Raw genomic sequence first — 24,332 nt, 5'->3', positions numbered from 1 at the left:
CGCGCGCCTCGCGTACGGCAACGGGCGGCCCCCGGGACCTCGATGGTCCCGGGGGCCGCCCGCTTTTCCGTATCGGGCCCCTCTAGCGCCCGGAGGTGAAGGCCTCGTACGCGTCGCAGACCTCGCCGGCGGGGCCGTCCATGCGCAGGACGCCCGATTCCAGCCAGATCGCCCGGTCGCAGGTCTCGCGGACGGTGCCGATGCCGTGGCTGACGAGGAAGACGGTGCCGGCGCGCTCGCGGAGCTCCTCGATACGGGCCTGGCTGCGGCGCTGGAAGGCCCGGTCGCCGGTGGCCAGGGCCTCGTCGATCATCAGGACGTCGTGGTCCTTGGCGGCGGCGATGGAGAAGCGCAGCCGGGCCCCCATGCCGGAGGAGTAGGTCCGCATCGGCAGCGAGATGAAATCACCCTTCTCGTTGATCCCGGAGAAGTCGACGATGTCCTGGTAGCGCTCGCGGATCTGCTGCTTGGACATGCCCATCGCGAGGCCGCCGAGCACCACGTTGCGCTCGCCGGTCAGATCGTTCATCAGGGCCGCGTTCACGCCGAGCAGGGACGGCTGCCCGTGCGAGTAGATCCGGCCGCGGGCCACCGGCTGGAGACCGGCGATGGCGGCCAGCAGGGTGGACTTGCCCGAGCCGTTGGTGCCGATGAGGCCGATGGCCTCGCCCTTGTACGCGGTGAAGCTGACGCCCTTGACGGCGTGCACCTCGCGGATGCCGGGGGCCGGCTTGCGGGAGAAGATCCGGCTGAGGGCGGCGGTGGCGCCGCCCTTGCGGCTGCCGGCGCCGTGCACCTTGTAGACGACGTGGACCTCGTCGGCGATGACGGTCGGTACGCGGGTGTCGGCGGCCGGGGCCGGGGCCGCGGTCCGGGGCGCCGGAGCCGGCGGGATCGGCGGGGTCGCTCGTTGCATGAGGTCAGCCACGGCCGTACTCCTCCTCAGCCTTCCAGAAGTAGATGAAGCCGCCGACGCCGGCGAGCAGGGCCCAGCCGATCGCGACGGGCCACACGTGGTGGGGGAGCGCGTGCGCGGGGAAGGTGTCGATCAGCGCGAAGCGCATCAGGTCGATGTAGACGGCGGCCGGGTTGGTCTTGAGCGCGAGCGTGACCCAGTGCGGCAGGTGGTCCGTCCTGAGCATGGTGTCGATGGACCACATCACGCCCGAGGAGTACATCCAGGTCCGCAGGACGAACGGCATCAGCTGGCTGACGTCGGGGCTCTTGGAGCCGATCCGGGCCATGACCATGGCGCAGCCCGCGCAGAAGACCGCCATCAGGACGAGGGTGGGGACGGCCAGCAGCCAGGACGGGCTCGGGGTCTGGCCGAAGGCGAGGAGCAGGATGACCAGCGCGCCCATGGTCACGAGCAGTTGCTGGAAGAGCTGTACGACGGTGGAGATGGGCAGGCTCGCCCGCGGGAAGTGCAGGGCGCGGACCAGGCCGAGGTTGCTGTGGACGGAGCGGGTGGCGGCGTTGATGGAGCTGCCGATGAAGTCCCAGACGAAGACGCCGGTGATCAGGAACGGCACGTAGTTCGGTACGCCGTGGCTGGCGTGCATGACGATGCCGAAGATGAAGTAGTAGACGGCCGCGTTGAGCAGCGGGGTCACCAGGTGCCAGACCTGGCCGAGCTTGGCCGTGCTGTAGGTGGCGTGCATGCGGGCGGTGGCGTACGCCGTCACGAAGTGGCGGCGGCCCCAGAGCTGCGCGACGTAGCGGGGCAGCGAGGGGCGGGCGCCGCTGACGGTCAGCCCGTGGGCGGCGGCGAGCTCCGCGGCGGAGGTGCCCGCCGGGTTGCCCGCGCGGGTGCCCGCGGGGGTCACCGGTGCGGTGGTCACGGTCACGGGGTTCGCTTTCGACGGGGGACGGGGTGGGTCGGGTCGTCGCTGGCGATGGAACGGGTCCGTATCGTCGCTACGCCGAGATTAGGGCGGGAAGCGTTGGAACGCAACCGTATCGTCGTGACGGGTGGGTGACGGCCTGCGCGGTTATGCTCTGTGCATGACCACGGAACCTGCCTCCGCCCCCGCCCGTCGTGCCCCGGCCGGGGCCGCCGTCCTCCGCGAGGACGTGACCGAGGCGATCCGCGCGGCGGTCGTGGCCGAGCTGGCCGCGGTCGGCTTCTCCCGGATGTCGATCGAGGGCGTCGCGCGCCGGGCGGGCGTCGGCAAGACGGCCGTCTACCGGCGGTGGAAGTCCAAGCTCCACCTGGTGCTCGACCTCGTGGGGGCCTTCGCGGCGGACGGCCTGCCGGTACCCGCGACCGGCTCGCTGTACGGGGACGTACGGGCGCTGCTGGAGGTCATGTCACACGTGCTGCGCCACCCGGTGGCCTCGGCGGTCATCCCCGACCTCCTGGTCGAGGCCGCCCGCAACCCGGAGATCGCCGAGGCGGTGCGCGGGGCCCTGCTCGACGGCCAGCGCCGCATGGCGGAGGGCATCGTCGCCGACGCCGTCTCCCGCGGCGAACTCCCGGACGGCATCAACGCGGACCACGCCCTGGACCTCGCGATCGGCCCGCTCTACTGGCGCCAGGTCATCGTCCGCGACGCGGTGACGGCCCCGCACCTGGACACTCTGGCCCACCAGGTGGTCGCGGGCCTGAAGGCGGCCCCGGGCGACCGCTGACCGTACGCCCCGGGCCCGCCTTCGGGCCCGCCCGCCCGCTACGGCCAGAGGCCGACCGTGAGGTGGGCCAGCGTCGGCTCCGCTGCCGGGGCGGGTGCCGCCGGAGTGGGGCGGCGGTCCTCCAGCGGGAGCACCGCCGGGACCGGGGCCGACTGGCCCAGGAAGACGCGCCGCACCACGCGCTCCGCCGCGTGGCCGTCGTCGTACGAGCAGAACCGCGCGCGGAACGCCGAGCGCAGCTGGGCCGAGCGCGAGCCCTGCCAGTGCCCCGTGGCGAAGATGTCCACCAGCTCGTCCTCGGTGCGGGCGATCGCGCCCGGCGGGCACGAGCGCAGGTCGAAGTACGTGCCGCGGGCCGCCTCGTACGCCTCCCAGTCGTCCGCGTGGATCACGATCGGCCGGTCCAGCGCCGCGTAGTCGAACATCAGGGACGAGTAGTCCGTCACCAACGCGTCGGAGGCCAGGCACAGTTCCTCCACCGAGGGGTGGCGGGAGACGTCCAGCAGCCGCGGGTGCGGCTCCCAGGAGCGCTCGGCGTCCGCGTACGTCAGGTGCGTGCGCGTCAGGATCGTGAAGCGCGGGCCCAGGTCGCGCAGGACCCGCTCGAAGTCCAGGTGGTCCGGCCGGCTGCGCCGGTAGTCGCGGTGCGTGGGGGCGTACAGGATCGCGATGGAACCCGCCGGGACACCCAGGCGTTCGCGCAGTTCGAGCACGTCGGACTGGGTGGCCCGGTGGAAGACGTCGTTGCGCGGGTAGCCGTACTCCAGGGTCGTGTAGGAGGAGGGGACCGCCTTCTCCCACACCAGCGTCGAGTGCCGGTTCGCGGAGAGCAGGTAGTCCCACTGGTCGGCGCTGCGCAGCAGGCCCGCGAAGTCCGTCGTCGGGGTGGCCGCCGGACGGTCCTGGAGGTCCAGGCCGACCCGCTTGAGCGGGGTGCCGTGCTGGGTCTGCACCAGGATCTGCCCCGGCCGCTTGACCAGCGTGCGGTCGAAGTTGACGTTCGTGACCAGGTACGTGGCCCGGGCGAGGGCGGTCCAGTACGCCGCCGAGCCGGGCCGCAGCGCCGCCGTCTCCCGGGGCAGGGTCGTGGCGTGCGCCGGGTCGCAGATCCACGCCGTCCGCATCCGCGGGGCCAGCTCCCGCAGCTTGGCCTCGATGGCCGCCGGGTTGCAGGCGTAGCCGCCGTGCCAGTACGCGGAGAAGACCGCCAGCTCGGGCCGCAGCGGAAGCAGCCGCTGGATCCGGTAGTGCAGGCGCAGCGCGGCCTCGCGCAGGCCCTGCCAGCCGGCGGCGCCGGTCCGCCCCGCCGCCAGCGCCGCGGTGCGCAGCGTGGACAGCAGCCGGTACGTGCGCCGGGTGCCCAGCCGCATCAGCAGGTGGCGGACCCGGTCGGTGCGGGAGAGCGACAGCGGCTGCGAGCCGGGGGCGCGGTAGCGGCGCAGCAGGGCCGAGGCCCGGCCGAAGAACTCCGCCCGGCTCGCGCGCGGCAGGCGGCGCGGGTCGGCGTACAGGGCGCAGAAGTGCTCGGCCATCCGCCGGTGCACGGCGGGGCGCCAGCGCTCCAGCTCGGGGCGGGTGGCGAGATAGCCGAAGACGCGGTCGTACTGGTCGAAGATGTCGAGGTGGCGGCGGGTGGACGTGGTCAGGATGGAGCCGGTCCTGCGCTGGCGGTAGTGCACGCAGACCCGGTCGAGTACGGCGACGGACTCCGCAGCCAGCAGCGCCGGGTAGGTCCAGGGGGTGTCCTCGTAGAACCCGGGCGGGAATTCGAGGCCCTCGCGCTCCACGTAGTCACGGCGGTACGCCTTGTTCCAGACCACCATCAGCATGCCGAGCAGCGCCGGGCGGTCGGCGAGCCGGAAGCTGGCCGGTCCCTCCTCGGAGAGCCGGTGGGAGAGCCGGTTGCGCACCAGCTCCCCGGTCCAGAAGGTGCGCGCGTAGTCGTAGACGAGGACGTCCGGGGAGCCGGTGGCCTTCAGCCGGTCGGTGATGGCCTGGAGGGCGCCGGGGGCCAGGGTGTCGTCGCCGTCGAGGAAGACGAGGTAGTCGCCGGTGGCCCGGGCCAGGCCCGCGTTGCGGGCCGGGCCCAGCCCGAGGTTGTGCGCCAGGTGCACGGCGGTCACCCGGGGGTCCCGGGAGGCGTACTCGTCGATGATCGAACCGCAGGCGTCCGGGGAGGCGTCGTCCACCGCGATCAGTTCGAGATCCGGGTACGACTGCGTCAGGACCGAGTCCAGACTCTCCTGGAGGTACGCCTGGACCTTGTACGCGGGCACGATGACGCTGAACCGGGGCACGGCACATCCAGGGGTCGGCGCGGGCATATTGCCCAGCAACCGCGCGCGCGGCGATCGGGTTACGCAGAGTGCGGCATTCGGGTTACGCAGCGTCAACAGCCCATGTCAACACCGTGATCACGACGCCAGATCGGAGCCCGGGAGGCGGGCTACTTGATCGCTCCGGCCATCACCCCCGACACGAACTGCCGCTGGAACGCGAAGAAGACGGCCAGCGGCACCACCATCGACAGGAACGCGCCGGGCGCGAGCACGTCGATGTTGTTGCCGAACTGCCGTACCTGCTGCTGGAGGGCCACGGTGATCGGCGGGTTCGCGGAGTCGGCGAAGACGAGCGCGACGAGCATGTCGTTCCACACCCACAGGAACTGGAAGATGCCGAGCGAGGCGATGGCGGGCCCGCCCAGCGGCAGCACCACCCGGGCGAACAGCCGCAGTTCGCCCGCGCCGTCGAGCCGGGCGGCCTCCAGCAGCTCGCGCGGGATCTCGGCGAAGAAGTTGCGCAGCAGGAACACCGCGAACGGCAGCCCGAAGGCGGTGTGGAAGAGCACCACGCCCGCCGTGGTCTCGAACAGGCCCACCGAGCCGAAGAGTTCGGACACCGGGATCAGGGCCACCTGTACGGGGACCACGAGCAGCCCGACCACGATCAGGAACAGCCAGTCCCGGCCCGGGAACTCCAGCCAGGCGAAGGCGTATCCGGCGAACGCGCCGAGGGTGAGCACGAGCAGGGTCGCCGGTACGGCGATGGCCACCGTGTTCAGGAGCGAGCCGGTGATGGTGTCGTTCTCCAGCAGCCGCTCGTAGTTGCCGGCCGTCAGCCGGGAGGGGGCGGTCAGCGCCTTCCACCAGCCGCCCCCGTTCAGCTCGGTGGGGGAGAGGAAGGAGGAGATCAGCAGGCCGAGCGTGGGCAGCAGCCAGAACAGCCCCGCCAGCACCAGGAAGACCCGCAGGGCACCGCCCGCCACCCGCGCCGTCAGCCGTCCGGTCGTCCCGCGGACCGTGCTCATCGGCGGGCCTCCTTCCGCATCCGGTGGATGTTGTAGAGCATCACGGGGACCACCAGCACCAGCAGCAGCACCGCGATGGCGCTGCCCAGCCCCGGATCGGCGTCCGTGCCGAAGGAGGTCCGGTAGAGCTGGAGGGCGAGGACGTTGGCATCGTCCTGCACCGCGCCCGGGGCGATCACGAAGACCAGGTCGAAGATCTTCATGACGTTGATGACGAGGGTGACGAGGACGACGGCCAGCACCGGCGCCAGCAGCGGCACCGTGATCCGACGGAACACCTGCCATTCGCCCGCCCCGTCCACGCGGGCCGCCTCCAGCAGCTCCCGGGGTACGGCGGCCAGCCCGGCCCCGATCAGCACCATCGCGAAACCGGCCCACATCCAGACGTACGCCCCGATGACCGCCGGGGTGACCAGAGTCGGGCCGAGCCACTCCACCCCCGCGTACGCCTCCCGGAAGTTCGAGGCGGGCAGCCGCAGCCGCGCCCCGTCGGCCTTAGCGGACAGGGTGAAGGTGCCGTCGGCGCGGGCCCTGGTGGAGTCGACGACGCTGCCGTCCTTGACCGCCTCGATCCGGATCCCGGCGAGCGCGGACTCGGTGGGGTCGACCGCGTTCGTACGGCCGCCCCCGCCCCGGGTGAAGTCCTGCCAGGCGGTGCCGGTGACCCGGCCCGGCTCGGAGGCGGCGGCCGCGGCCGTACGGGTCCCCTCGGGCAGGGCTTCCGGGGCGATGCCGACCAGCGGGAGCAGGGCCGGCGCGCCCGCCCGTACGGGATCACGCGTCATGTACGAGCCCCCGGCGGCCGGCTCCAGCGGGGAATCGCGGCCCGGGCGGGCCTTCGGGAAGGCCGAGGACTCCGCGAAGGTGTCGTGGACCCCGACCCAGACCGCGTTCGCGACCCCCCGGTCGGGGTCGTGGTCGTAGACGAGCCGGAAGATGATGCCCGCCGCCAGCATCGAGATGGCCATCGGCATGAACACGAGGAGTTTGAACGCCGTTCCCCAGCGCACCCGTTCGGTGAGGACCGCGAAGATCAGGCCGAGGGCGGTGGCCGTGGTCGGCGCCAGCACCACCCACACCGCCGTGTTCCGCAGGGCGGTGCGGATCGTGTCGTCGTGCATGATCTCGCGGTAGTTCCCGGCGCCGACGAAGGCGTCGCCGGAGCGGTCGAAGAGGCTGCGGTAGAGGGAGTAGCCGATGGGGTGCACGACGAGCGCGCCGAGCAGTACGAGGGAGGGCAGGAGGAAGGCCGCGGCGATCAGCCGGCGGCGCCGCGCCCCGGCCGCCCGGGCGGCCGCCCCGGCTTCGGCCGCTGCTGCTGCGGCCGTTTCGGCTGCCGAAGCGGCCGAGGCTGTCGTGTCTGTCGTGGCGGCAGGCCCGCGCGGGGCTTCGGCCGTCACGGCTCAGTTCCCGTAGGCCTTGGCCGCGTCCGCCTCCAGTTTCGCCTGGGCCCCCGCCACGTCCGACGGGTTCGCCAGGAAGTCCTGGAGGTCCTTCCACATGCCCGTGCCCGGGGTCCCGCCGAAGGCCGCCGGGGCCTGGTCGGACAGGTCGAAGCGGAACTCGTCGCCCGACGCGATCAGCGCCTTCGCGATGTCGCGCTGGATGTCGTTCGGGTAGGCACCGAAGTCGACGGCCTTGTTCGGGGAGACGAAGCCGCCCTCCCGGGCCTGGATCTCCGCCGCGTCCGCCGAGGCGAGGAAGGTCAGCAGGGCCTGCGCGCCCTTCGACGGCTTCAGCGCGACCGCCACGTCACCGCCCGAGACGACGGGGGCCTTGGCGCCGACCGCCGGGAAGGGGAAGACCAGCGCGTCCGTGCCCACCTTCGCCTCCGTCTGCCCGATGTTCACCGCCACGAAGTCGCCCTCGAAGACCATCGCGGCCGCCGGGCGGTCGCCGCCGGTGAAGGTCTGCGTCACCGACTTGGGGAACTCGGTCGCCAGCGCCCCGCTCTGGCCGCCGGCCAGGAAGTCCTTGCGGCCGAACAGCTCGCCGAGGCTGGTCAGCGCCTGCTTGACGCTGTCGTCCGTCCACTTGATCTCGTGCTTGGCCAACTGGTCGTACTTCTCGGGGCCCGCCTGGGAGAGGTAGACGTTCTCGAACCAGTCGGTCAGCGTCCAGCCGTCCGCGCCGGCCACCGAGACCGCCGGGGTCCCGGACGCCGAGAGCGTGTCGGCCGCGCTCAGCAGGTCCTTCCAGGTCTTCGGGGGCTGCACGCCCGCCGCCTCGAAGGCCTTCGCGTTGTACCAGATCAGCGACTTGTTGGCCGCCTTGTAGTACACGCCGTACTGGGTGCCACCGACCGCGCCGAGCGCCTTCCAGCCGTTCGAGTAGTTCTGGTCGAGCTGGGCCCGGGCCTCCGCACCGACCGGCTGCGCCCACTTGTTCTCCACCGCCGAGACCAGCGCGCCGACCTGCGGCAGGAGCGCCACGTCCGGCGGCTGGCCGCCCGCGATCTTCGTACCGAGGAAGGTGACGATCGGGTCCTGGGCCGGGACGAAGGTGACGGTGGCGCCGGTCCGCTTCTCGAACTCCCGCAGCACCTTGGCGAAGTTCGCCTGTTCGGGTCCCGTCCAGACCGCCGCGACCTCCAGCTTCTCGCCGGCGAGCTTGGGTAACTGGACCCGTACGGCGGTGGAGGGCTGGCCGCCGCCCGGCGGGTCCTGCTTGCCGTCGTCCCCGTCACCGCACGCGGTCAGCACGAGCGCGGTGGCGGCGGCGAGCGCCGTCCAGGTGAGTTTCGTACGGGCGGGTGTCGTGCGGGTGGGTGTCGTGCGGCTCGTTCCGTGCCTGCGCATGGCTCTGCCCCCGATGCCTGTGGTGTGTCCCGTCCCACAGGTCTACGCCGACCCGCGCACCCCCGCAATAGCGCGTGGCGGGGGCGCGCCCCGGCTTCAGGGGGCGGGCGGGAACAGCACCGGTATCGCCGAGACGAGGTGGGAGGCGCGGTCCAGGGCGCTGGCCAGGAGGGCGAGGTCGGTGGGCCCGTTGCCCAGCTCGCGCACCGGACGGCGGGCCGGCGGGTCACCCATCCGCTCCCACTCGACCGGCACCACCGTCGGCCGCAGCGTCGCCGTCCGGGGGATCCGGCCGGTCACCCGTCCGGCCTGGAACGGCAGGGCCCGGCCGTCGGCGTACCGCAGCAGCCCGCGGCCGGGGCCCGGCTGGTCGGGCGCGTCGAGCTCGACGCGCAGGGTGGCCAGCCGCGCCAGCTCGGTGTCGGCGGTGCGGTCCGGGCGGGCGCTGGTGGCCACCAGGTGCACGCCGAGCCGGGCCCCCTCACGGGCCACCGCCTCCAGTACGCGCACCACCGACCCGGCGGCGGGACGGCCCGTACTGCCGAGCCCGGGCGCGACCAGCGCGTCGAAGTCGTCGACGAGCACGACGAGGCGGGGCAGCGGGCTGGGACCCGCGGCCGCTTCGGTGCGGGTGACGGAGGCGCGCAGCCGCAGCGTGCCCGTGCGCTGGGGGTCGAGGTCGCCGTGCAGCTCGCCGGGGCTGGGCTGGCGGGGCGAGACCATCCGCTCGGACACTTCCCGGCGGGCATGCCATTCGGTGAAGGGCGCCCCCTCCAGCAGCTCGGCCCGCCGCTTGAGCTCGGCGCCCAGCGCCTGGGCGAACTCGCGCATGCGCAGCGGATCGGAGGCGACCAGATGGGCCGAGACGTGCGGGAGTTCAGTACAGGGCAGCAGCCCGTCCCCGCGCTCGCCGCCGGCCCCGTCGAGCAGGACCAGGCCGAGCCGGTCGGGGCGGGACGCGGCGGCCAGGGACCCGGCGACGGAACGCAGCAGCTCGGTGCGGCCGCTGCCGGCGGGTCCCTCGATGAGCAGGTGCGGGCCGTCCGCGACGAGTTCGGCTCCGGCCGGACCGCGCCGGCCGGTGCCGAGCACGACCTCGACCAGGCCGCCGACGCCCTGCCCCTGGTCGGTGGCGGCGGCCCAACGGGCCATCAGCGAGGCCGGAGTGGCCCGGGCGAGGCCCAACTCGTCGAGCAGCCGCGAGGTCTGCGGGAGGGCGGCCGTGGCGGGCCGGTAGGCCTCGGCGCTCGGGGAGTCGGCCCGCAGCGGGGCCAGGGCGCGGGCGAACCGCTCGGCCCAGGCCAGGGACACCGCGTCGGCGGTGGCCGTCGCGCCGGGCGGCACCGGCCTCCCGCCGCGCACCGCGAAGGTCCGTACGGCGGTGGCCACGTCCCCGCTGAGCAGGGCGACCGCGCCGCAGTCCCGGAAGGCCGGGGTGCCCGCGCACGCGGCCTCGTACGTCTCGGTGACCGGGGACGCGGGGGTGGCGGCCGGCGTCTCGGCGAGTACGAGCAGGTGGATCCCGGCGGCCGGACCGTGCGAGGCGAGCCGGCCGGTGATGTCGCGCAGCGGTCCGGCGCCGGGGTCCCCGTCGAGGACGAGGAGGGTGTGGGGGCCCTGGTAGGCGTACGAGGCCTCCTGGACGCTGCGGGCGTCGGCGGCGGCCCAGTTGGTGCCGAGCGGGCTGTCGTCGAGGCGCCGGGTCAGCTCGCCGGTACGGGCCGCGGCCTGGTCGCGGTCGTACGCGAGCAGCAGCCGGCAGTCCTGCCCGTGCGCGGGCCGTACGTGCGGCAGCCAGCCGAGCCAGCCCCAGTCCCCCCGCCGCTCGGCCAGGCCGCGGGCCCGGTCGGTGGCGACGAGCACGATCTCCAGTTGCTGCCCGGGCGCGTGCAGGGCGGCGAGCTGGGCGACGACGGAGCGGGCCACCCCGGTCAGCCGCGCCCGGGGACCGGCGATCCCGAGGGCGCCGGCCTCGCGCAGCGCCACCCGGCTCCCGGCCCCGAGGCCGACGTCGAGGGCCCCGGGCTCGCGGGACCACAGCCGCCGGGTCGGCCCGAGGGCGGCCAGCAGCAGCGCGGCCGGGTCGTCGGGGTCGGGCCGTACGGAGACGGCCGCCTCGGCCGCGACCCGCTCGGCGGGGGCCTCCTCGCCGCGCACCCACTTCCGAGCCCAGGCGCCGAGGCCCTTGCGGCGCCCGGGCGCTCCCGCGTCGGGGTCGGGGGCGGCGACGGGGAGGGGGGCGGGGGCGCTGCCCGGCGCGGGAGCGGGAGCGCGGTACGGGCCGCCGTCGTGCCCGTCGGCCCCGTCGGCCGCGCCGCCGGGGGAGGCCGGGTCCTCCCGCCGGGAGTCGCGCGCCGCGGGCTGCGGGGCGACGGACAGGTGGCCCTCCAGGTCCGGGGTGACCGGCAGTCGCGCCGCATCGCCGGCGGTCCCGCCGGTCCTGCCGGCTCCGCCGGCCAGCCGCAGGGTGGATTCGCCGACCCGCAGCAGTGCCCCCGGCGCCAGCGGCACCGGGTCCGCGCCCACCGGCACGCCGTCGAGCGTCGTGCCGTTCGTCGAGTCCAGGTCCGCCACCGACACCCGGCCGTCCGGCAGCACCGTCACCGCGCAGTGCAGCCGCGACACGTCCGGGTCGTCCAGCGGGACGTCCGCGTCGGCCGAGCGGCCGACCCGGATCGCTCCCGGGTGCAGCAGGTGGACCCCGCCCGCGTCCGGGCCGGCCACCACGTGCAGCTGCGGGCCGTCGGGGCCGTCCTCGTCCGGCAGGACGTCCGGGACCGGCGCGTACAGCGCCAGCACCGCCCCGTCCACCAGCGGGGGCTCGCCCAGGACCCGCCGCTGCGGGTCGAGCCGCTCCGCGCCGGCGTACAGGATGACCGTGCCCCCGGTGTCGGGTCCACCGACGGTCGCCGCGAGCCCGGAGGCCACCGCGGCGAGCGCGGTGCCGGCGGGCGCGGTGACGAGTACGTCACAACTCGCGGGCGCGGTCGAGCTCTGGTGGCCGCTGCGCGACCCAAGGACGGTCAGCCGGATCTGCATCGCCGTCAGCGGTCCCTTCTGCGCGGTGCGCGGTGTGTGCGCCCGGCAGGGAAATCACGGGACATGCCTGCCCGTTCGCCCCCCACCCGGCACGGACGCGTCGTCCGGTCAGGTCTGCGGAAGGCGGGGCTCCCGTCCCGGCCGTTCCGTACGGGTGCATCCTCGCACCTGTTACGGACAACACGCCCGGCACCCGCCGACAATTGATCTTGATCGGTCGCGGGCCGGTATCAGCACCGTTCACATACGGACAGCAAGGCGAGGAAAATCGCCCCTGGCATACACCGCAAACTTCACTCTTAGTACATATGTACGGCAACCAACCTCCGACGCCCAGCGTCTTCCACGGGGACACCCCCTAGAGTGGGCCGGAAAAACCATCGACCGGAACGATGCCCGGATCGATGACGAGAACGACAGCAGGGGAGCGCGAGACGTGCGGCCAGTCGGCAGCAAGTACCTGCTCGAGGAGCCGCTCGGACGCGGCGCCACGGGCACTGTCTGGCGTGCCAGCCAGAGGGAGATGGCCGGCTCCGAGGCCGCCGTCGCAGGGCACCCCGGCGAGACCGTGGCCATCAAGGTCCTCAAGGAGGAGCTGGCCCAGGACGCGGACATCGTCATGCGCTTCCTGCGCGAGCGCTCCGTCCTGCTGCGCCTGACCCACCCCAACATCGTGCGCACCCGCGACCTCGTGGTCGAGGGCGACCTGCTCGCCCTCGTCATGGACCTGATCGACGGCCCGGACCTGCACAAATACCTCCGCGAGAACGGACCCTTCTCGCCGGTCGCCGCGAGCCTGCTGACCGCCCAGATCGCGGACGCGCTCGCCGCCAGCCACGCCGACGGCGTGGTCCACCGCGACCTGAAGCCCGCCAACGTCCTGCTCGACGAGCGCGACGGCCAGATGAAGCCGATGCTCACCGACTTCGGCATCGCCCGCCTCGCCGACTCCCCGGGCCTGACGCGCACCCACGAGTTCGTCGGCACCCCCGCCTACGTGGCCCCCGAGTCCGCCGAGGGCCGCCCGCAGACCTCCGCCGTCGACATCTACGGCGCCGGCATCCTGCTCTACGAGCTCCTCACCGGCCGGCCGCCCTTCGCCGGCGGCACCGCGCTGGAGGTGCTCCACCGCCACCTCAGCGAGGAGCCGCAGCGCCCCGCGACCCTGCCCGAGCCGCTGTGGACGGTCATCGAGCGCTGCCTGCGCAAGGAGCCGACCGAGCGCCCCAGCGCCGAGAGCCTGGCCCGCGGCCTGCGCGTGGTCGCCGCCGGCATCGGCGTGCACTCCTCGCCGCAGCAGGTGGAGGCCGCGCTCGGGGTCGGCGCGCTCCTGGCCCCCGACCCCTCGCCCGCGCCGGTCCCCGAGACCCCGGGCGCCGCGGACGCCACGCAGGTGCTGTCCGGGCAGGGCGGCTCGCCGATGGGCGGCTACGACCCCAACGGCATGACCAGCGTGCTGCCGCCGGTCGGTGCCGCGGACGCCACCTCCGTACTTCCGAACACCGCGGCCCCCGGGGCCGACCCGACCTCGGTCATGCCGCCCGTACAGCGGCCGGACCAGCCGCACCCGTGGCAGTCGCAGATGCAGGCGGCCCGCGACCGCAACGAGCAGACGCAGATCCAGTACCTCGACCCGAGCGAGGACCCGCTGCGCCGCCGGCCGCAGCGGCAGGCGCCGCCGCCCCCGCAGCAGCAGCCGTACCGCCAGGGCCCGCCGCCGCAGCAGTACCAGCAGCCGCAGCGGCCCCAGTACCAGCAGCCTCCGCAGCAGCAGTACGCGCCTCCGCCGCCGCAGCACTACCAGCCGCAGCAGCACCAGCCCCAGCAGTACCAGCAGCCGCAGCAGCCCCAGTACCGGCAGCCGCAGCACCAGCCGCAGCCGCACCAGCCGCAGCACCAGCCCCCGCAGGGCCCGCCTCCGCAGCAGCCCGCCTCCCGGGAGCCGCGCGAGCCGCGCCGCCGCAGCGCCAACCCGGTGCACATCCCGGGCCTCGGCTGTCTCAAGGGCTGCCTGGTGCTGATCCTGGTGTTCTTCGTCGCGGGCTGGCTGATCTGGGAGCTGACCCCGCTCCAGGCGTGGGTCGGCACCGGGCGGGGCTGGTTCGACCAGGTGTGGACCTGGGGCACCGGCGCCGTCGACTGGATCACCACGATCGGCGAGGCGACCGGCAGCGGCAACGGCAACCAGTGATCGGGGCCCCGTAGCGCCGACTTCGTGGATTTGTCGACTTCTGGGACGTGTTTTCGCCCGCAGAAGTGAAGGTCGCCGCGAATCGGGGCCCCTACTGGCGTCCAACCCCCACCCGGCCGCGTAGCTTTGGTGCGTACGCCAGCCGCTGAGGGAGCAGTCGTGGCACGGAAGATCGGCAGCCGGTACACCGCGCACCAGATCCTTGGGCGCGGCAGCGCGGGCACGGTGTGGCTGGGCGAGGGGCCTGACGGGCCCGTCGCCGTCAAACTGCTGCGCGAGGACCTCGCGTCCGACCAGGAGCTGGTCGGACGGTTCGTCCAGGAGCGCAGCGCGCTGCTGGGCCTGGACCACCCGCACGTCGTCTCCGTCCGCGACCTCGTCGTCGACGGCAACGACCTCGCCCTCGTCATGGACCTCGTCCGGGGCACTGACCTGCGTACGCGCCTCGACCGCGAGCGGCGCCTGGCCCCCGAGGCGGCCGTGGCGATCGTCGCCGACGTCGCCGACGCGCTGGCCGCGGCGCACGCGGCGGGGGTCGTGCACCGGGACGTCAAGCCCGAGAACGTCCTGCTGGACATGCAGGGCCCGCTCGGCCCGGGCGGCGCGCACCCCGCGCTGCTGACCGACTTCGGCGTGGCCAAGCTGATCGACTCGCCCCGGCGGACCTCCGCCGGGCGGGCCTCGGCCCCGACGACCCGCATCATCGGCACGCCGGACTATCTGGCGCCCGAGATCGTGGAGGGGCTGCCCCCGCGGGCGGCCGTGGACATATACGCCCTCGCCACCGTCCTGTACGAGCTGCTGGCGGGCTTCACGCCGTTCGGCGGCGGGCATCCCGGCGCGGTGCTGCGGCGGCACGTGACCGAGACGGTCGTCCCGCTGCCGGGCATCCCCGACGAGCTGTGGCAGCTGATGGTCCAGTGCCTGGCCAAGGCCCCCGCGTCCCGGCTGCGGGCCTCGGAGTTGTCCGTACGCCTCAGGGAACTGCTGCCGCTGCTGGCCGGGATGCCGCCGCTGGACGTGGATGAGCCGGACGACGCCGAGCTCTCGGAGCTGTCGGGGCTGCCCGAGCCCGAGGGCGCGGCGGCGGACCCGGTCCGGCGGCGCGGGGTGGTCCCCCTGGTGCCGGGGTCCGCCACGGACTCGAACCGCGACACCCACACCTCGATGCGGGTACCGGGGCCGGACGAGCTGGCGGGGGGCGCGCTGGGCACGGCGCGGGTCCCGCGGCCCGCCGGCGGCCACCGGCCGGGCGCGGCCCGGCACCGTGCGGAGGCCGCGCGCAAGCGGCGGCTCGCCCTGACCGCCGGGGCGGTGGCACTGGTGGCCGTACTCGGCGTCGGCGGCTGGCTGGCCGTCTCGGGCGACGACGCGCCGCCCCAGGACAACAAGCGTTCGGGCCCGCGCACGCCGTAGGTGGGGCGGGGTGGGGAGCGGTGCCGCACAGCGGCCGTCCCCCGCCCACCCCGCACGGCGTGCTACGCGCCGATGAGCTCCGGGTGCCAGCGCCGCGCGACGGCGGGGTGGGCCCGTACCCAGCCCTTCAGCTCGTTGCGGCCGTACTCCGCGTGCAGCGGGTTCGACGCGTCGTGCGCGATGCCCGGCGCCGAGCTCAGGTACTCGCCGGGGACCGTGTCCACCACCGCGTCGAGCCGCGGGTTGTAGAAGAACGGCACCGAGAACCGCTCCACGCCGCCCTGCGGGCTCACCACCCGGTGGTCGGTGGCGGTCAGGTAGCCCTCCGTCGCGATCTCCAGCAGCTCGCCCAGGTTGACCACGAAGGCCCCCGGCATCGGCGGGACGTCGACGAATCCTCCGTCCCGCACCACCTGGAGCCCGCCCACCGAGTCCTGGAGCAGCAGCGTCAGGAAGCCGTAGTCCTTGTGCGCGCCGACCCCCTGGTCCGCGCCCGAGGGGGCCGATCCCGGGTAGCGGATCAGCTTCGTGTGCAGGTGCGGCCGGTCCGCGAAGGCCGCGTCGAAGAAGTCCGCAGGGGCGCCGATGGAGGTGAGGAGCTCCCGCAGGAGCCGGTGGGCCACGGAGGCCAGGCGGGACTGCCACTCCAGGACCGCCGTCCGCAGCTCCGGCAGCGCCGCCGGCCACTGGTTCGGCCCCTCCAGCCACAGGTACGCGGGGTCGCCCGGCCCCAGCTGCGGCGCCGGCCGCTCGGCGCCGACGTCCAGCTGGTCGCGCCAGTCGGAGGCGCCGCCGGTCAGCTCGTGCCCGATGCGGGTGTAGCCGCGGAAGTGCGGGGAGTTGAGATTGCTCACGGCCAGCCGGTCGGCCTCCGGGAGCGCGAAGAAAGCCCTGGTCAGCTCCAGGATGCGGGCGGTCTCGGCGGCGGTCACACCGTGCCCGGTCAGATGCAGGAAGCCGCTGTCGCGGGCGGCCGCGTGCAGTGCCTTGAGGAAATCGGCCCGCTGGGCCGGGTCGTCCGCCTGGGAGAGGTCCAGGACGGGGAGGGAGTGCGCGGACGGCATGACGTCTCCGTTTCGGATGTCACGGGGTCCTGTCCCCAGAGGTGGCGGGGTCGCGGAGGGGAGGGCCGCCGACAGGGATGGCGCCGGGGCCGCGTAGCCGCGTACAGGACCAAGTCGGATCGGGGTGGATCAGGCTTGGGGAAGGTCCGGCGGCAGACAGCTCGTCGTCGTGACACGCATGTGGTCCACATGGCGGCGCTTGACGAGGAGAACAGTCATACGGTGAGCGTACGCCCGTACGAGGCTCCATCAGTACGGGTGATCCGGCCTGCCCGGAGATCGACGTCCGGGGACCGGCTACGCTGGACCCGTGGCAGTCGTCGATGTTTCCGAAGAGCTGAAGTCCCTCTCCTCGACCATGGGGTCGATCGAGGCCGTCCTGGACCTCGACAAGCTGAGGGCAGAAATCGCCGTGCTCGAGGAGCAGGCCGCCGCGCCGTCCCTGTGGGACGACCCGGAGGCCGCCCAGAAGATCACGAGCAAGCTTTCGCACCTCCAGGCCGAGGTCCGCAAGACCGAGACCCTGCGCGGCCGCATCGACGACCTCGGGGTGCTCTTCGAGCTCGCCCAGGAGATGGACGACGCGGACACCCTGGCCGAGGCGGAGACCGAGCTCGTCTCCGTCCGCAAGGCGCTGGACGAGATGGAGGTCCGCACCCTGCTCTCCGGCGAGTACGCCGAGCGCGAGGCGCTGGTCAACATCCGCGCCGAGGCCGGCGGCGTGGACGCCTCCGACTTCGCCGAGCGCCTCCAGCGCATGTACCTGCGCTGGGCCGAGCGCCACGGCTACCCCACCGAGATCTACGAGACCTCGTACGCGGAAGAGGCCGGCATCAAGTCGACCACCTTCGTCGTCAAGGCCCCGTACGCCTACGGCACCCTCTCCGTCGAGCAGGGCACCCACCGCCTTGTCCGAATCTCGCCCTTCGACAACCAGGGCCGCCGCCAGACCTCCTTCGCGGGCGTCGAGGTGCTGCCGGTCGTCGAGACCAGCGACCACGTCGAGATCGACGAGGCCGAGCTGCGCGTGGACGTCTACCGTGCGTCCGGCCCCGGCGGCCAGGGCGTCAACACGACCGACTCGGCGGTGCGCATCACGCACCTGCCGACCGGCATCGTGGTCTCCTGCCAGAACGAGCGCTCGCAGATCCAGAACAAGGCCAGCGCGATGAACGTCCTCCAGGCCAAGCTGCTGGAGCGGCGCCGCCAGGAGGAGAAGGACAAGATGGACGCCCTCAAGGACGGCGGAAGCTCCTGGGGCAACCAGATGCGGTCCTACGTCCTGCACCCGTACCAGATGGTCAAGGACCTCCGGACGGAGTTCGAGGTCGGCAACCCGCAGGCGGTGCTCGACGGCGAGATCGACGGCTTCCTGGAGGCCGGCATCCGCTGGCGCAAGCAGCAGGAGCAGACCGCGTAGGCGCCTACGCCCCGCGGACAGCAGAGGGCCCGGACACCACGCAAAGTGTCCGGGCCTTTCGTGTCTGATCGGTACGTGGCGGAGAAGGGAACTACGCCGTCTGCTGTGCCACCAGTGCCAGTGCGGCCACCAGGACCACCAGAAGCGCGATGAGCGCCACGGGGTTCAGGCCGGAGAAGGGGCCCTCCTGCTGGAGGCGCTCCCGGTTCGCCCGGCACACAGGGCAGCGGCCCTGGCTGACGGGTGCGGCGCAGTTCGCGCACACGAGCCGGTCATATGTCATGCGCTCCTCCTCTCGTCCCCTAGGTGTCCCTCTGTGAGAGACAACGGCGCGGGGAACGTGTCCGTTCCCCCTACCACTGTGCCAGCTTCGCCGACATTCGGCGCGGCCCGTCCGGGCAATCGCGGTCGAGGGCCCCTCGCAGCCGGGGATATATCGGACAACTCCGGACGCCGGGTCCACACCTCGCGCCCGTTCGCGTATGGTCACGCACACCTACTCCCGGCGACCGTGGTGCACCCGTGATCCGATTCGACAACGTCTCCAAGTCCTACCCGAAGCAGAACCGCCCCGCACTCAGAGATGTCTCCCTGGACATCGCGAAGGGCGAGTTCGTCTTCCTGGTCGGCTCCTCCGGCTCCGGCAAGTCCACCTTCATGCGGCTCATCCTGCGCGAGGAGCGGGCGAGCCACGGCCAGGTGCACGTCCTGGGCAAGGACCTCGCCAGACTCTCCAACTGGAAGGTTCCGCACATGCGGCGCCAGCTGGGGACCGTGTTCCAGGACTTCCGACTCCTGCCCAACAAGTCGGTGGCCGACAACGTGGCCTTCGCCCAGGAGGTCATCGGCAGGCCGCGCGGCGAGATCCGCAAGGCCGTCCCGCAGGTCCTCGAACTGGTCGGCCTCGGCGGCAAGGAGGACCGGATGCCCGGCGAGCTCTCCGGTGGTGAGCAGCAGCGCGTGGCCATCGCCCGCGCCTTCGTCAACCGTCCGGCCCTGCTGATCGCGGACGAGCCCACCGGCAACCTCGACCCGCAGACCTCCGTCGGGATCATGAAGCTGCTGGACCGGATCAACCGGACCGGCACCACCGTGATCATGGCGACCCACGACCAGCAGATCGTCGACCAGATGCGCAAGCGCGTCATCGAACTCGAACAGGGCCGACTCGTGCGCGACCAGTCGCGCGGCGTCTACGGCTACCAGCACTGAAAGGTCCCTGAGACGCAATGCGCGCCCAGTTCGTCATGTCGGAGATCGGCGTCGGTCTCCGTCGCAATCTCACCATGACCTTCGCGGTCATCATCTCCGTGGCCCTTTCGCTGGCCCTGTTCGGCGGCTCCCTGCTCATGCGTGACCAGGTCAGCAATATGAAGGGCTACTGGTACGACAAGGTCAACGTCTCGATCTACCTCTGCAACAAGAACGACTCCGAGGCCACCAACGGGGCGTCCTGCTCCAAGGGCGCGGTGACACCGGAGCAGAAGCAGGCCCTGGAGACCGAGCTCAAGGGCATGGACCTCGTCGAGACCGTCACGTACGAGTCCTCCGACGAGGCCTTCAAGCACTACAAGGAGCAGTTCGGCCACACCGCCCTGGCCGCCTCCATCACCCCGGACCAGATGCCCGAGTCCTTCCGGGTCAAGCTCAAGCAGCCGGAGAAGTACAAGGTCATCACGACCTCCTTCTCGGGCCGTGACGGCGTCCAGTCGGTCGAGGACCAGCGCACCGTGCTGGACAACCTCTTCAGGCTCCTGGGATACCTCAACTGGGCCGCCCTCGGCATCATGCTGATCATGCTCGTGGTGGCGCTGCTGCTGATCGTCAACACGGTGCGCGTCTCCGCCTTCAGCCGGCGGCGCGAGACCGGGATCATGCGGCTGGTGGGTGCCTCCAGCTTCTACATCCAGGTGCCGTTCATCATGGAGGCGGCCTTCGCCGGCCTCATCGGCGCGGTCTTCGCCTGCGGCATGCTGGGCGCCGGCCAGTACTTCGTCATCGACCACGGCGCCGCGCTGCGCACGAAGATGGAGCTGATCAACTTCATCGGCTGGGACTCCGTCCTGACGAAGCTGCCGCTGGTGCTCGTCATCGGCGTGCTGATGCCCTCCCTGGCCGCCTTCATCGCGTTGCGCAAGTACCTGAAGGTGTGACAAGCGCCCCGCGGGCGGTACGGTCAACCACCCGTACCGCCGCGGGGCTTGTCCTAGACTCGGCGCCATGCCGGGACTGTCCGCCTTCTGTCTCCGGCCCCGCGACCTGCGTCGCGGGGCCGTTTTGACGTTGGTCTTCCTCGTGGCCGTCGGCACTGCCGCGAGCGTCGGGTGCTGGGACTTCGACACCCCCTCGGACCCGTCGGACGCGGGAGCCGTACTGGTCGCCCGCAGCGTGGACGGCCCGGCGCAGGACCCCGCGGCCGGACCCGCGCCCAGGGAGGCGGGCACCGCCGACCGGGAGGCCGTCGCCCGCGCCGCGGCGGATGCGGTCGCCGCCGGGAAGTCCGGCAAGAGCGCCGCCCAGGAGGTGGTCAGCCGCAGCGGGGACCGCTGGGGCACCGTCTACGACCAGGGCGAGTACGAGGCCTTCAGTGCGGACCTCGACGGCCGCTGGACCGGCGTCGGGCTCTGGGCCCAGCGCCGCCAGGGCGGCAGCATCGAGATCGACCGGGTACAGCCCGGCGGCCCCGCCGCCCGGGCCGGCCTGCGCGCCGGGGACCGGCTGCTGAGCATCGACGGGCAGGGCGTGACCGGGCTGCGCGTCCCCGAGGTGGTGGCCCTGCTGCGCGGCGCCGCCGGAACCCCCGTGGTGCTGAGCCTGACCCGCGACGGCGCCGACCTCACCCGCACCGTGCGGCGCGAGGAACTGCGCGCCGAGCCGGTGACCGTACGGGAACTCCCGGGCGGGATCACCGTCATCAAGGTCGCCTCCTTCACCCGCGGCTCCGGCGAACGGGTCCGCGACGCCGTCCGCGCGGCCCCGGCCGGCTCCGGCGTCATGCTCGACCTGCGCGGCAACACCGGCGGGCTGGTCACCGAGGCGGTGACGGCCGCCGCCGCGTTCCTCGACGGCGGGCTCGTGGCCACGTACGACGTACGGGGTGACCAGCACGCCCTGTACGCCCCGCCGGGCGGCGACACGGCCCGGCCGCTGGTGGCCCTTGTGGACGGCGGCACGATGAGCGCGGCCGAACTCGTGACGGGCGCCCTCCAGGACCGCGGCCGCGCCGTGACGGTCGGCACCCGGACCTTCGGCAAGGGCTCGGTGCAGATGCCGACGCAGCTCCCGGACGGCTCGGTGGCCGAGCTGACGGTCGGCACGTACCGCACTCCGGCGGGCCGGAGCCTCGACGGCAGCGGCATCACACCGGACCTGGCGGCGACCGACGGGGCCGAGGAGCGGGCCCGCGCGGTATTGGGTGGCCTCGGGGTGGGTCCGTAGTGCGAAAATGACCGCACTATGGCTAAGGAAAAAGGGCGCAAGCTGATCGCCCAGAACAAGAAGGCGCGGCACGACTACACGATCCTCGACACCTACGAGTGCGGTCTCGTGCTCACGGGCACCGAGGTCAAGTCCATGCGCCAGGGCAGGGCCTCGCTGGTGGACGGCTTCGTGTCGGTCGAGGGCCGCGAGGCCTGGCTGTACAACGTGCACGTGCCGGAGTACAGCCAGGGCACCTGGACCAACCACAGCGCCCGGCGCAAGCGCAAGCTCCTCATGCACCGGGAGGAGATCGACAAGCTGGAGCGCAAGTCGGAGGAGTCGGGTCACACGATCGTGCCCCTGTCCCTCTACTTCAAGGACGGCCGCGCGAAGGTCGAGATCGCGCTGGCGAAGGGCAAGAAGGAGTACGACAAGCGGCAGACGCTCCGGGAGAAGCAGGACACCCGCGAGACGAACCGTGCGATCTCGGCGATCCGCCGCAAGCAGCGGGGCACGGTTTAAACTCCTGGCACGCGGTGGTCCACTTCGCGTACCATGGCGTCAGCACCCCCCGCTTGCGGGTGGGCGCAGCTTGAGCAGTATCCAACTGAATAGCGTGCCAACATGGGGATGATCGGTTTCGACAGCGGATGTCGATGCAGGGGAAGCGAGCCGAGGAAGCGGCAATGATCTCGTAAACCATATGTCGCAAACAATAATCGCCAACTCCAAGAGCGATAACTCCCGCTTCACCCTCGCTGCCTAATAACAGTGAGCTGAAGCCTCTGTGAGGAGCGTCAGCCCGGAAGTGGTCCCGGTCCGGATCCTGGCGTCAATTAGGGATCTAAACCTCTAGCCCCGGTCACGGGGGTTTGAGGGAAATCAAACAGTGACTGAGCCCGTCGGAGACTTGTCCGTGTGATCTCCGGGGCTGAGAAAAGCGCAGCGGAATGCGCTCGGAGAAGCCCTGCTTCTGCACCGTTGGACGCGGGTTCGATTCCCGCCATCTCCACCACCCCATGTGGGCAAAGGCCCCGCGGCCTCTCGGCTGCGGGGCCTTTGTCATGCCGGATCAGTAGTGGTAGCGGGCCTTGAGGATCTTGACTTCCTTCTCGTCCGCCCGGTAGACGAGGCGGTGTTCGTCATCGATCCGGCGGGACCAGTAACCCGACAGTTCGCCCTTCAGGGGCTCGGGCTTGCCGATGCCGCCGAACGGGTCGCGTTGGATCTCGCCGATCAGGCGGGTGATCCTGCGGGCCATCTTCCGGTCCGAGGAAAGCCAGAAGAGGAAGTCCTCCCAGCCGTCGGGGTCGAAGTGGACGCTCCTCACTCCTCGCCCCCGGCCAGGTCCCTCAGCTCGTCCATGGTCTTGGTGATGGCGGGTGTGCTCTCGCGGTCCCGGGCCACCGCTGCCATCAGTCGCTGGGCGTTGGCGGGTGAGCGGAGCAGGTAGACGGTCTCCTGCCAGGAGTCGTAGTCATCGGCGGACATGAGGACGGCGTCGCCGTTCTTGGAGGTGATGCGCACCGGGGCGTGGTCGGTGTTGACGCGTTCGATCAGGGGGAACAGGGTTGCCCTGGCTTCGCTTGCGCTGATGGACACGGTGCCCACTCCTCTCGGACTTGTACCAATTTATGGTACAGGATAGGTACCGAAAACTGGTACGAGCGCAAAGGCCCCGCGGCCTCTCGGCTGCGGGGCCTTCGTCATGCGTGGGTGGGGGTCAGCAGAACGGGACCTTGTTGAGGTTCTGGGCGTAGCGGGCGGCGATCCAGCCGCGGCCGTCCGCCAGCTTGTACCAGAGCGAATTGCCGTCGATGTTCTGGCCGTTGGTCTTGCACTGGAGGGTGACCACCGTGCCGGTCAGGGCCTTGCCCGTCTTCGCGTACTGCGTGCCGGGGCCGGAGCGGATGCCGAGGCCCTTGCCGGGGGTGACGATGCGGGCCTTCGGGGACTCGTGGCCGCCGTGGTGGCCGTCGCACTTCTTGCAGTGGCCGCCGGGCTTGCCGGTGTCGCCCTTCGGTCCCCGGGGTCCCTGCGGGCCCCGGGGGCCGGCGGGGCCGGTGTCGCCCTTGGGTCCCTTCCTGCCCTTGTCGCCCTTCGGGCCCTGGTCGCCCTTGTGCCCCTTGGGGCCTTGGTCGCCCTGGTGTCCCTTGGGGCCCTGGGGTCCGCGGGGGCCCTGCGGGCCGGAGGGGCCGGCCGGGCCTCGGGCGCCCGTGGTTCCGGTCGTTCCCTTCTCGCCCCGCTCGCCCTTCTCGCCGCGGTCGCCCTTGTCGCCCTTCTCGCCGCCCGACGGGCCCGTTTCGCCCTTCGGGCCGGTTTCGCCCCGGTCTCCCTTGTCTCCCTTCGGGCCGGGCGCGCCCTGGTTGCCCTGTTCACCGCGCTCGCCCTGTTCGCCGCGGTCTCCCTGTTCGCCCTTCTCGCCGCGGTCGCCCTTGTCGCCCTTGGGGCCCGGGCGGCCGGGCTTGCCGTGGTGGCCGGGCTTTCCGTCGTGGCCCGGGCGGCCGTCGTCGCCCTTGGGACCCGTCACCGGGGTGGCGACCCCGAACAGCGCGGTCGCGTCCGTGCCGGTCTCCCACTCGCCCCCGTCCAGGGTGGTGCCCTCCGGGGCGTCCGCGTCCACCCGCAGCGCCACCCCCAGCCGCGTCCGCGTGTTCGCGGGGAAGGTGAAGCCGGCACGGGTCGCGGCGTTGCAGGTCAGCAGGCGGGCGTCGGACGACCGCTCGCACGCGACGGAGGCGCGCTTGCCGTCCCAGTAGAAGCGGGTCTCCGGGAAGGTCGTCCGCTCCGGCGCGGTGATCCGGAACGTGCGGCTGATCGCCGGATCCGCCCCGTTGACGGCCGCGATGACGATGCGGCCCGTCCTGCCCGGAGCGATCGAGGGGAGGTACGGCTGGGTGAACCGGATGTTCGACGAGTCGGCCAGGGCCGGCACGGCCGGCACGAGGCAGCTTGCGGTGACGGCCGCGACGATCAGGGCCGCGGGCACGGGGCGGGAAGCAGACAAGGGGTGTTCCTCCGCAAGGGGAAGGGCGTTGGGAAGACA

Annotated in this window: 20 protein-coding genes and 1 other RNA gene; 9 read left to right on the top strand and 12 right to left on the bottom strand. The window is 72.5% G+C overall.

The features are described 5' to 3' along the window. Positions 1-82: 82 nt before the first annotated feature. Both ACZ7GJ_RS30795 and ACZ7GJ_RS30790 read right to left on the bottom strand, forming a co-directional pair. Complete coding sequence (locus tag ACZ7GJ_RS30795; protein ID WP_470756195.1) at positions 83-916, bottom strand: ABC transporter ATP-binding protein; 834 nt, start codon at positions 914-916, stop codon at positions 83-85. Positions 917-920: 4 nt separating this feature from the next. Beyond that, positions 921-1,826, bottom strand: a complete 906-nt coding sequence (locus ACZ7GJ_RS30790; protein WP_470756194.1) for an ABC transporter permease — start codon at positions 1,824-1,826, stop codon at positions 921-923. Between the two features lie 178 nt (positions 1,827-2,004). On the opposite strand from ACZ7GJ_RS30790, the gene ACZ7GJ_RS30785 reads away from it, so the two are divergent. Next, on the top strand, positions 2,005-2,631 hold the full coding sequence (locus ACZ7GJ_RS30785; RefSeq protein WP_470756175.1) for a TetR/AcrR family transcriptional regulator: 627 nt from the start codon (positions 2,005-2,007) through the stop codon (positions 2,629-2,631). A 38-nt stretch (positions 2,632-2,669) separates the two neighbouring features. Here the strand turns inward: ACZ7GJ_RS30785 and ACZ7GJ_RS30780 are convergent, their stop codons facing one another. From ACZ7GJ_RS30780 to ACZ7GJ_RS30760, 5 genes are all read right to left on the bottom strand, one after another. Next, on the bottom strand, positions 2,670-4,928 hold the full coding sequence (locus ACZ7GJ_RS30780) for a bifunctional glycosyltransferase/CDP-glycerol:glycerophosphate glycerophosphotransferase (RefSeq protein ID WP_470756174.1): 2,259 nt from the start codon (positions 4,926-4,928) through the stop codon (positions 2,670-2,672). Positions 4,929-5,077: 149 nt separating this feature from the next. After that, positions 5,078-5,938, bottom strand: a complete 861-nt coding sequence (locus ACZ7GJ_RS30775; RefSeq protein WP_470756173.1) for a carbohydrate ABC transporter permease — start codon at positions 5,936-5,938, stop codon at positions 5,078-5,080. After that, complete coding sequence (locus ACZ7GJ_RS30770; RefSeq protein ID WP_470756193.1) at positions 5,935-7,200, bottom strand: carbohydrate ABC transporter permease; 1,266 nt, start codon at positions 7,198-7,200, stop codon at positions 5,935-5,937. The genes ACZ7GJ_RS30775 and ACZ7GJ_RS30770 overlap by 4 nt, the downstream gene beginning before the upstream one ends. 141 nt (positions 7,201-7,341) lie before the next feature. Next, a complete protein-coding gene (locus ACZ7GJ_RS30765; protein WP_470756172.1) occupies positions 7,342-8,736 on the bottom strand; it encodes an ABC transporter substrate-binding protein in 1,395 nt (464 codons plus the stop codon). A gap of 96 nt (positions 8,737-8,832) precedes the next feature. Beyond that, positions 8,833-11,775: an FHA domain-containing protein gene (locus ACZ7GJ_RS30760; protein ID WP_470756171.1), complete on the bottom strand. Its 2,943-nt coding sequence runs from the start codon at positions 11,773-11,775 to the stop codon at positions 8,833-8,835. Positions 11,776-12,211: 436 nt separating this feature from the next. On the opposite strand from ACZ7GJ_RS30760, the gene ACZ7GJ_RS30755 reads away from it, so the two are divergent. Both ACZ7GJ_RS30755 and ACZ7GJ_RS30750 read left to right on the top strand, forming a co-directional pair. Continuing rightward, on the top strand, positions 12,212-13,966 hold the full coding sequence (locus ACZ7GJ_RS30755) for a serine/threonine-protein kinase (protein ID WP_470756170.1): 1,755 nt from the start codon (positions 12,212-12,214) through the stop codon (positions 13,964-13,966). Between the two features lie 159 nt (positions 13,967-14,125). Next, complete coding sequence (locus tag ACZ7GJ_RS30750) at positions 14,126-15,382, top strand: serine/threonine-protein kinase (RefSeq protein WP_470756169.1); 1,257 nt, start codon at positions 14,126-14,128, stop codon at positions 15,380-15,382. 62 nt (positions 15,383-15,444) lie between these two features. On the opposite strand, the gene ACZ7GJ_RS30745 is transcribed toward ACZ7GJ_RS30750, so the two are convergent. After that, positions 15,445-16,446: an isopenicillin N synthase family dioxygenase gene (locus ACZ7GJ_RS30745; protein ID WP_470756168.1), complete on the bottom strand. Its 1,002-nt coding sequence runs from the start codon at positions 16,444-16,446 to the stop codon at positions 15,445-15,447. A gap of 310 nt (positions 16,447-16,756) precedes the next feature. Between ACZ7GJ_RS30745 and prfB the strand changes: the two genes are divergently transcribed. Continuing rightward, positions 16,757-17,866: a peptide chain release factor 2 gene (gene prfB, locus ACZ7GJ_RS30740; RefSeq protein WP_470756167.1), complete on the top strand. Its 1,110-nt coding sequence runs from the start codon at positions 16,757-16,759 to the stop codon at positions 17,864-17,866. Positions 17,867-17,957: 91 nt separating this feature from the next. Here the strand turns inward: prfB and ACZ7GJ_RS30735 are convergent, their stop codons facing one another. After that, a complete protein-coding gene (locus ACZ7GJ_RS30735; protein WP_365921525.1) occupies positions 17,958-18,149 on the bottom strand; it encodes a hypothetical protein in 192 nt (63 codons plus the stop codon). Between the two features lie 239 nt (positions 18,150-18,388). On the opposite strand from ACZ7GJ_RS30735, the gene ftsE reads away from it, so the two are divergent. The 5 genes from ftsE (at position 18,389) to ssrA (ending at position 22,301) form a co-directional block, all read left to right on the top strand. Beyond that, complete coding sequence (ftsE, locus tag ACZ7GJ_RS30730; protein ID WP_470756166.1) at positions 18,389-19,078, top strand: cell division ATP-binding protein FtsE; 690 nt, start codon at positions 18,389-18,391, stop codon at positions 19,076-19,078. Positions 19,079-19,095: 17 nt separating this feature from the next. Continuing rightward, positions 19,096-20,019 carry a permease-like cell division protein FtsX gene (gene ftsX, locus ACZ7GJ_RS30725; RefSeq protein WP_365921529.1) on the top strand — a complete coding sequence of 308 codons (924 nt, stop codon included), beginning with the start codon at positions 19,096-19,098 and terminating at the stop codon, positions 20,017-20,019. A 67-nt stretch (positions 20,020-20,086) separates the two neighbouring features. Beyond that, positions 20,087-21,304 carry a S41 family peptidase gene (locus ACZ7GJ_RS30720; RefSeq protein ID WP_470756165.1) on the top strand — a complete coding sequence of 406 codons (1,218 nt, stop codon included), beginning with the start codon at positions 20,087-20,089 and terminating at the stop codon, positions 21,302-21,304. A gap of 18 nt (positions 21,305-21,322) precedes the next feature. Further along, positions 21,323-21,808 carry an SsrA-binding protein SmpB gene (gene smpB, locus ACZ7GJ_RS30715; protein WP_470756164.1) on the top strand — a complete coding sequence of 162 codons (486 nt, stop codon included), beginning with the start codon at positions 21,323-21,325 and terminating at the stop codon, positions 21,806-21,808. Positions 21,809-21,912: 104 nt separating this feature from the next. Continuing rightward, positions 21,913-22,301, top strand: a transfer-messenger RNA (tmRNA) gene (gene ssrA, locus ACZ7GJ_RS30710). Positions 22,302-22,358: 57 nt separating this feature from the next. Here ssrA and ACZ7GJ_RS30705 read toward each other — a convergent pair. From ACZ7GJ_RS30705 to ACZ7GJ_RS30695, 3 genes are all read right to left on the bottom strand, one after another. Further along, a complete protein-coding gene (locus ACZ7GJ_RS30705) occupies positions 22,359-22,616 on the bottom strand; it encodes a Txe/YoeB family addiction module toxin (protein ID WP_470756163.1) in 258 nt (85 codons plus the stop codon). Beyond that, positions 22,613-22,888 (bottom strand): type II toxin-antitoxin system Phd/YefM family antitoxin, encoded by a 276-nt coding sequence (locus ACZ7GJ_RS30700; RefSeq protein ID WP_470756162.1) that lies wholly within the window; start codon positions 22,886-22,888, stop codon positions 22,613-22,615. The genes ACZ7GJ_RS30705 and ACZ7GJ_RS30700 overlap by 4 nt, the downstream gene beginning before the upstream one ends. Before the next feature lie 121 nt (positions 22,889-23,009). Further along, on the bottom strand, positions 23,010-24,293 hold the full coding sequence (locus ACZ7GJ_RS30695; protein ID WP_470756161.1) for an SH3 domain-containing protein: 1,284 nt from the start codon (positions 24,291-24,293) through the stop codon (positions 23,010-23,012). Positions 24,294-24,332: the final 39 nt, after the last annotated feature.

It is taken from the genome of Streptomyces sp. NPDC037242, assembly GCF_055604165.1.
Note: the sequence above shows the minus strand (reverse complement) of the source record. Positions and strands in the feature narration are given on the sequence as shown.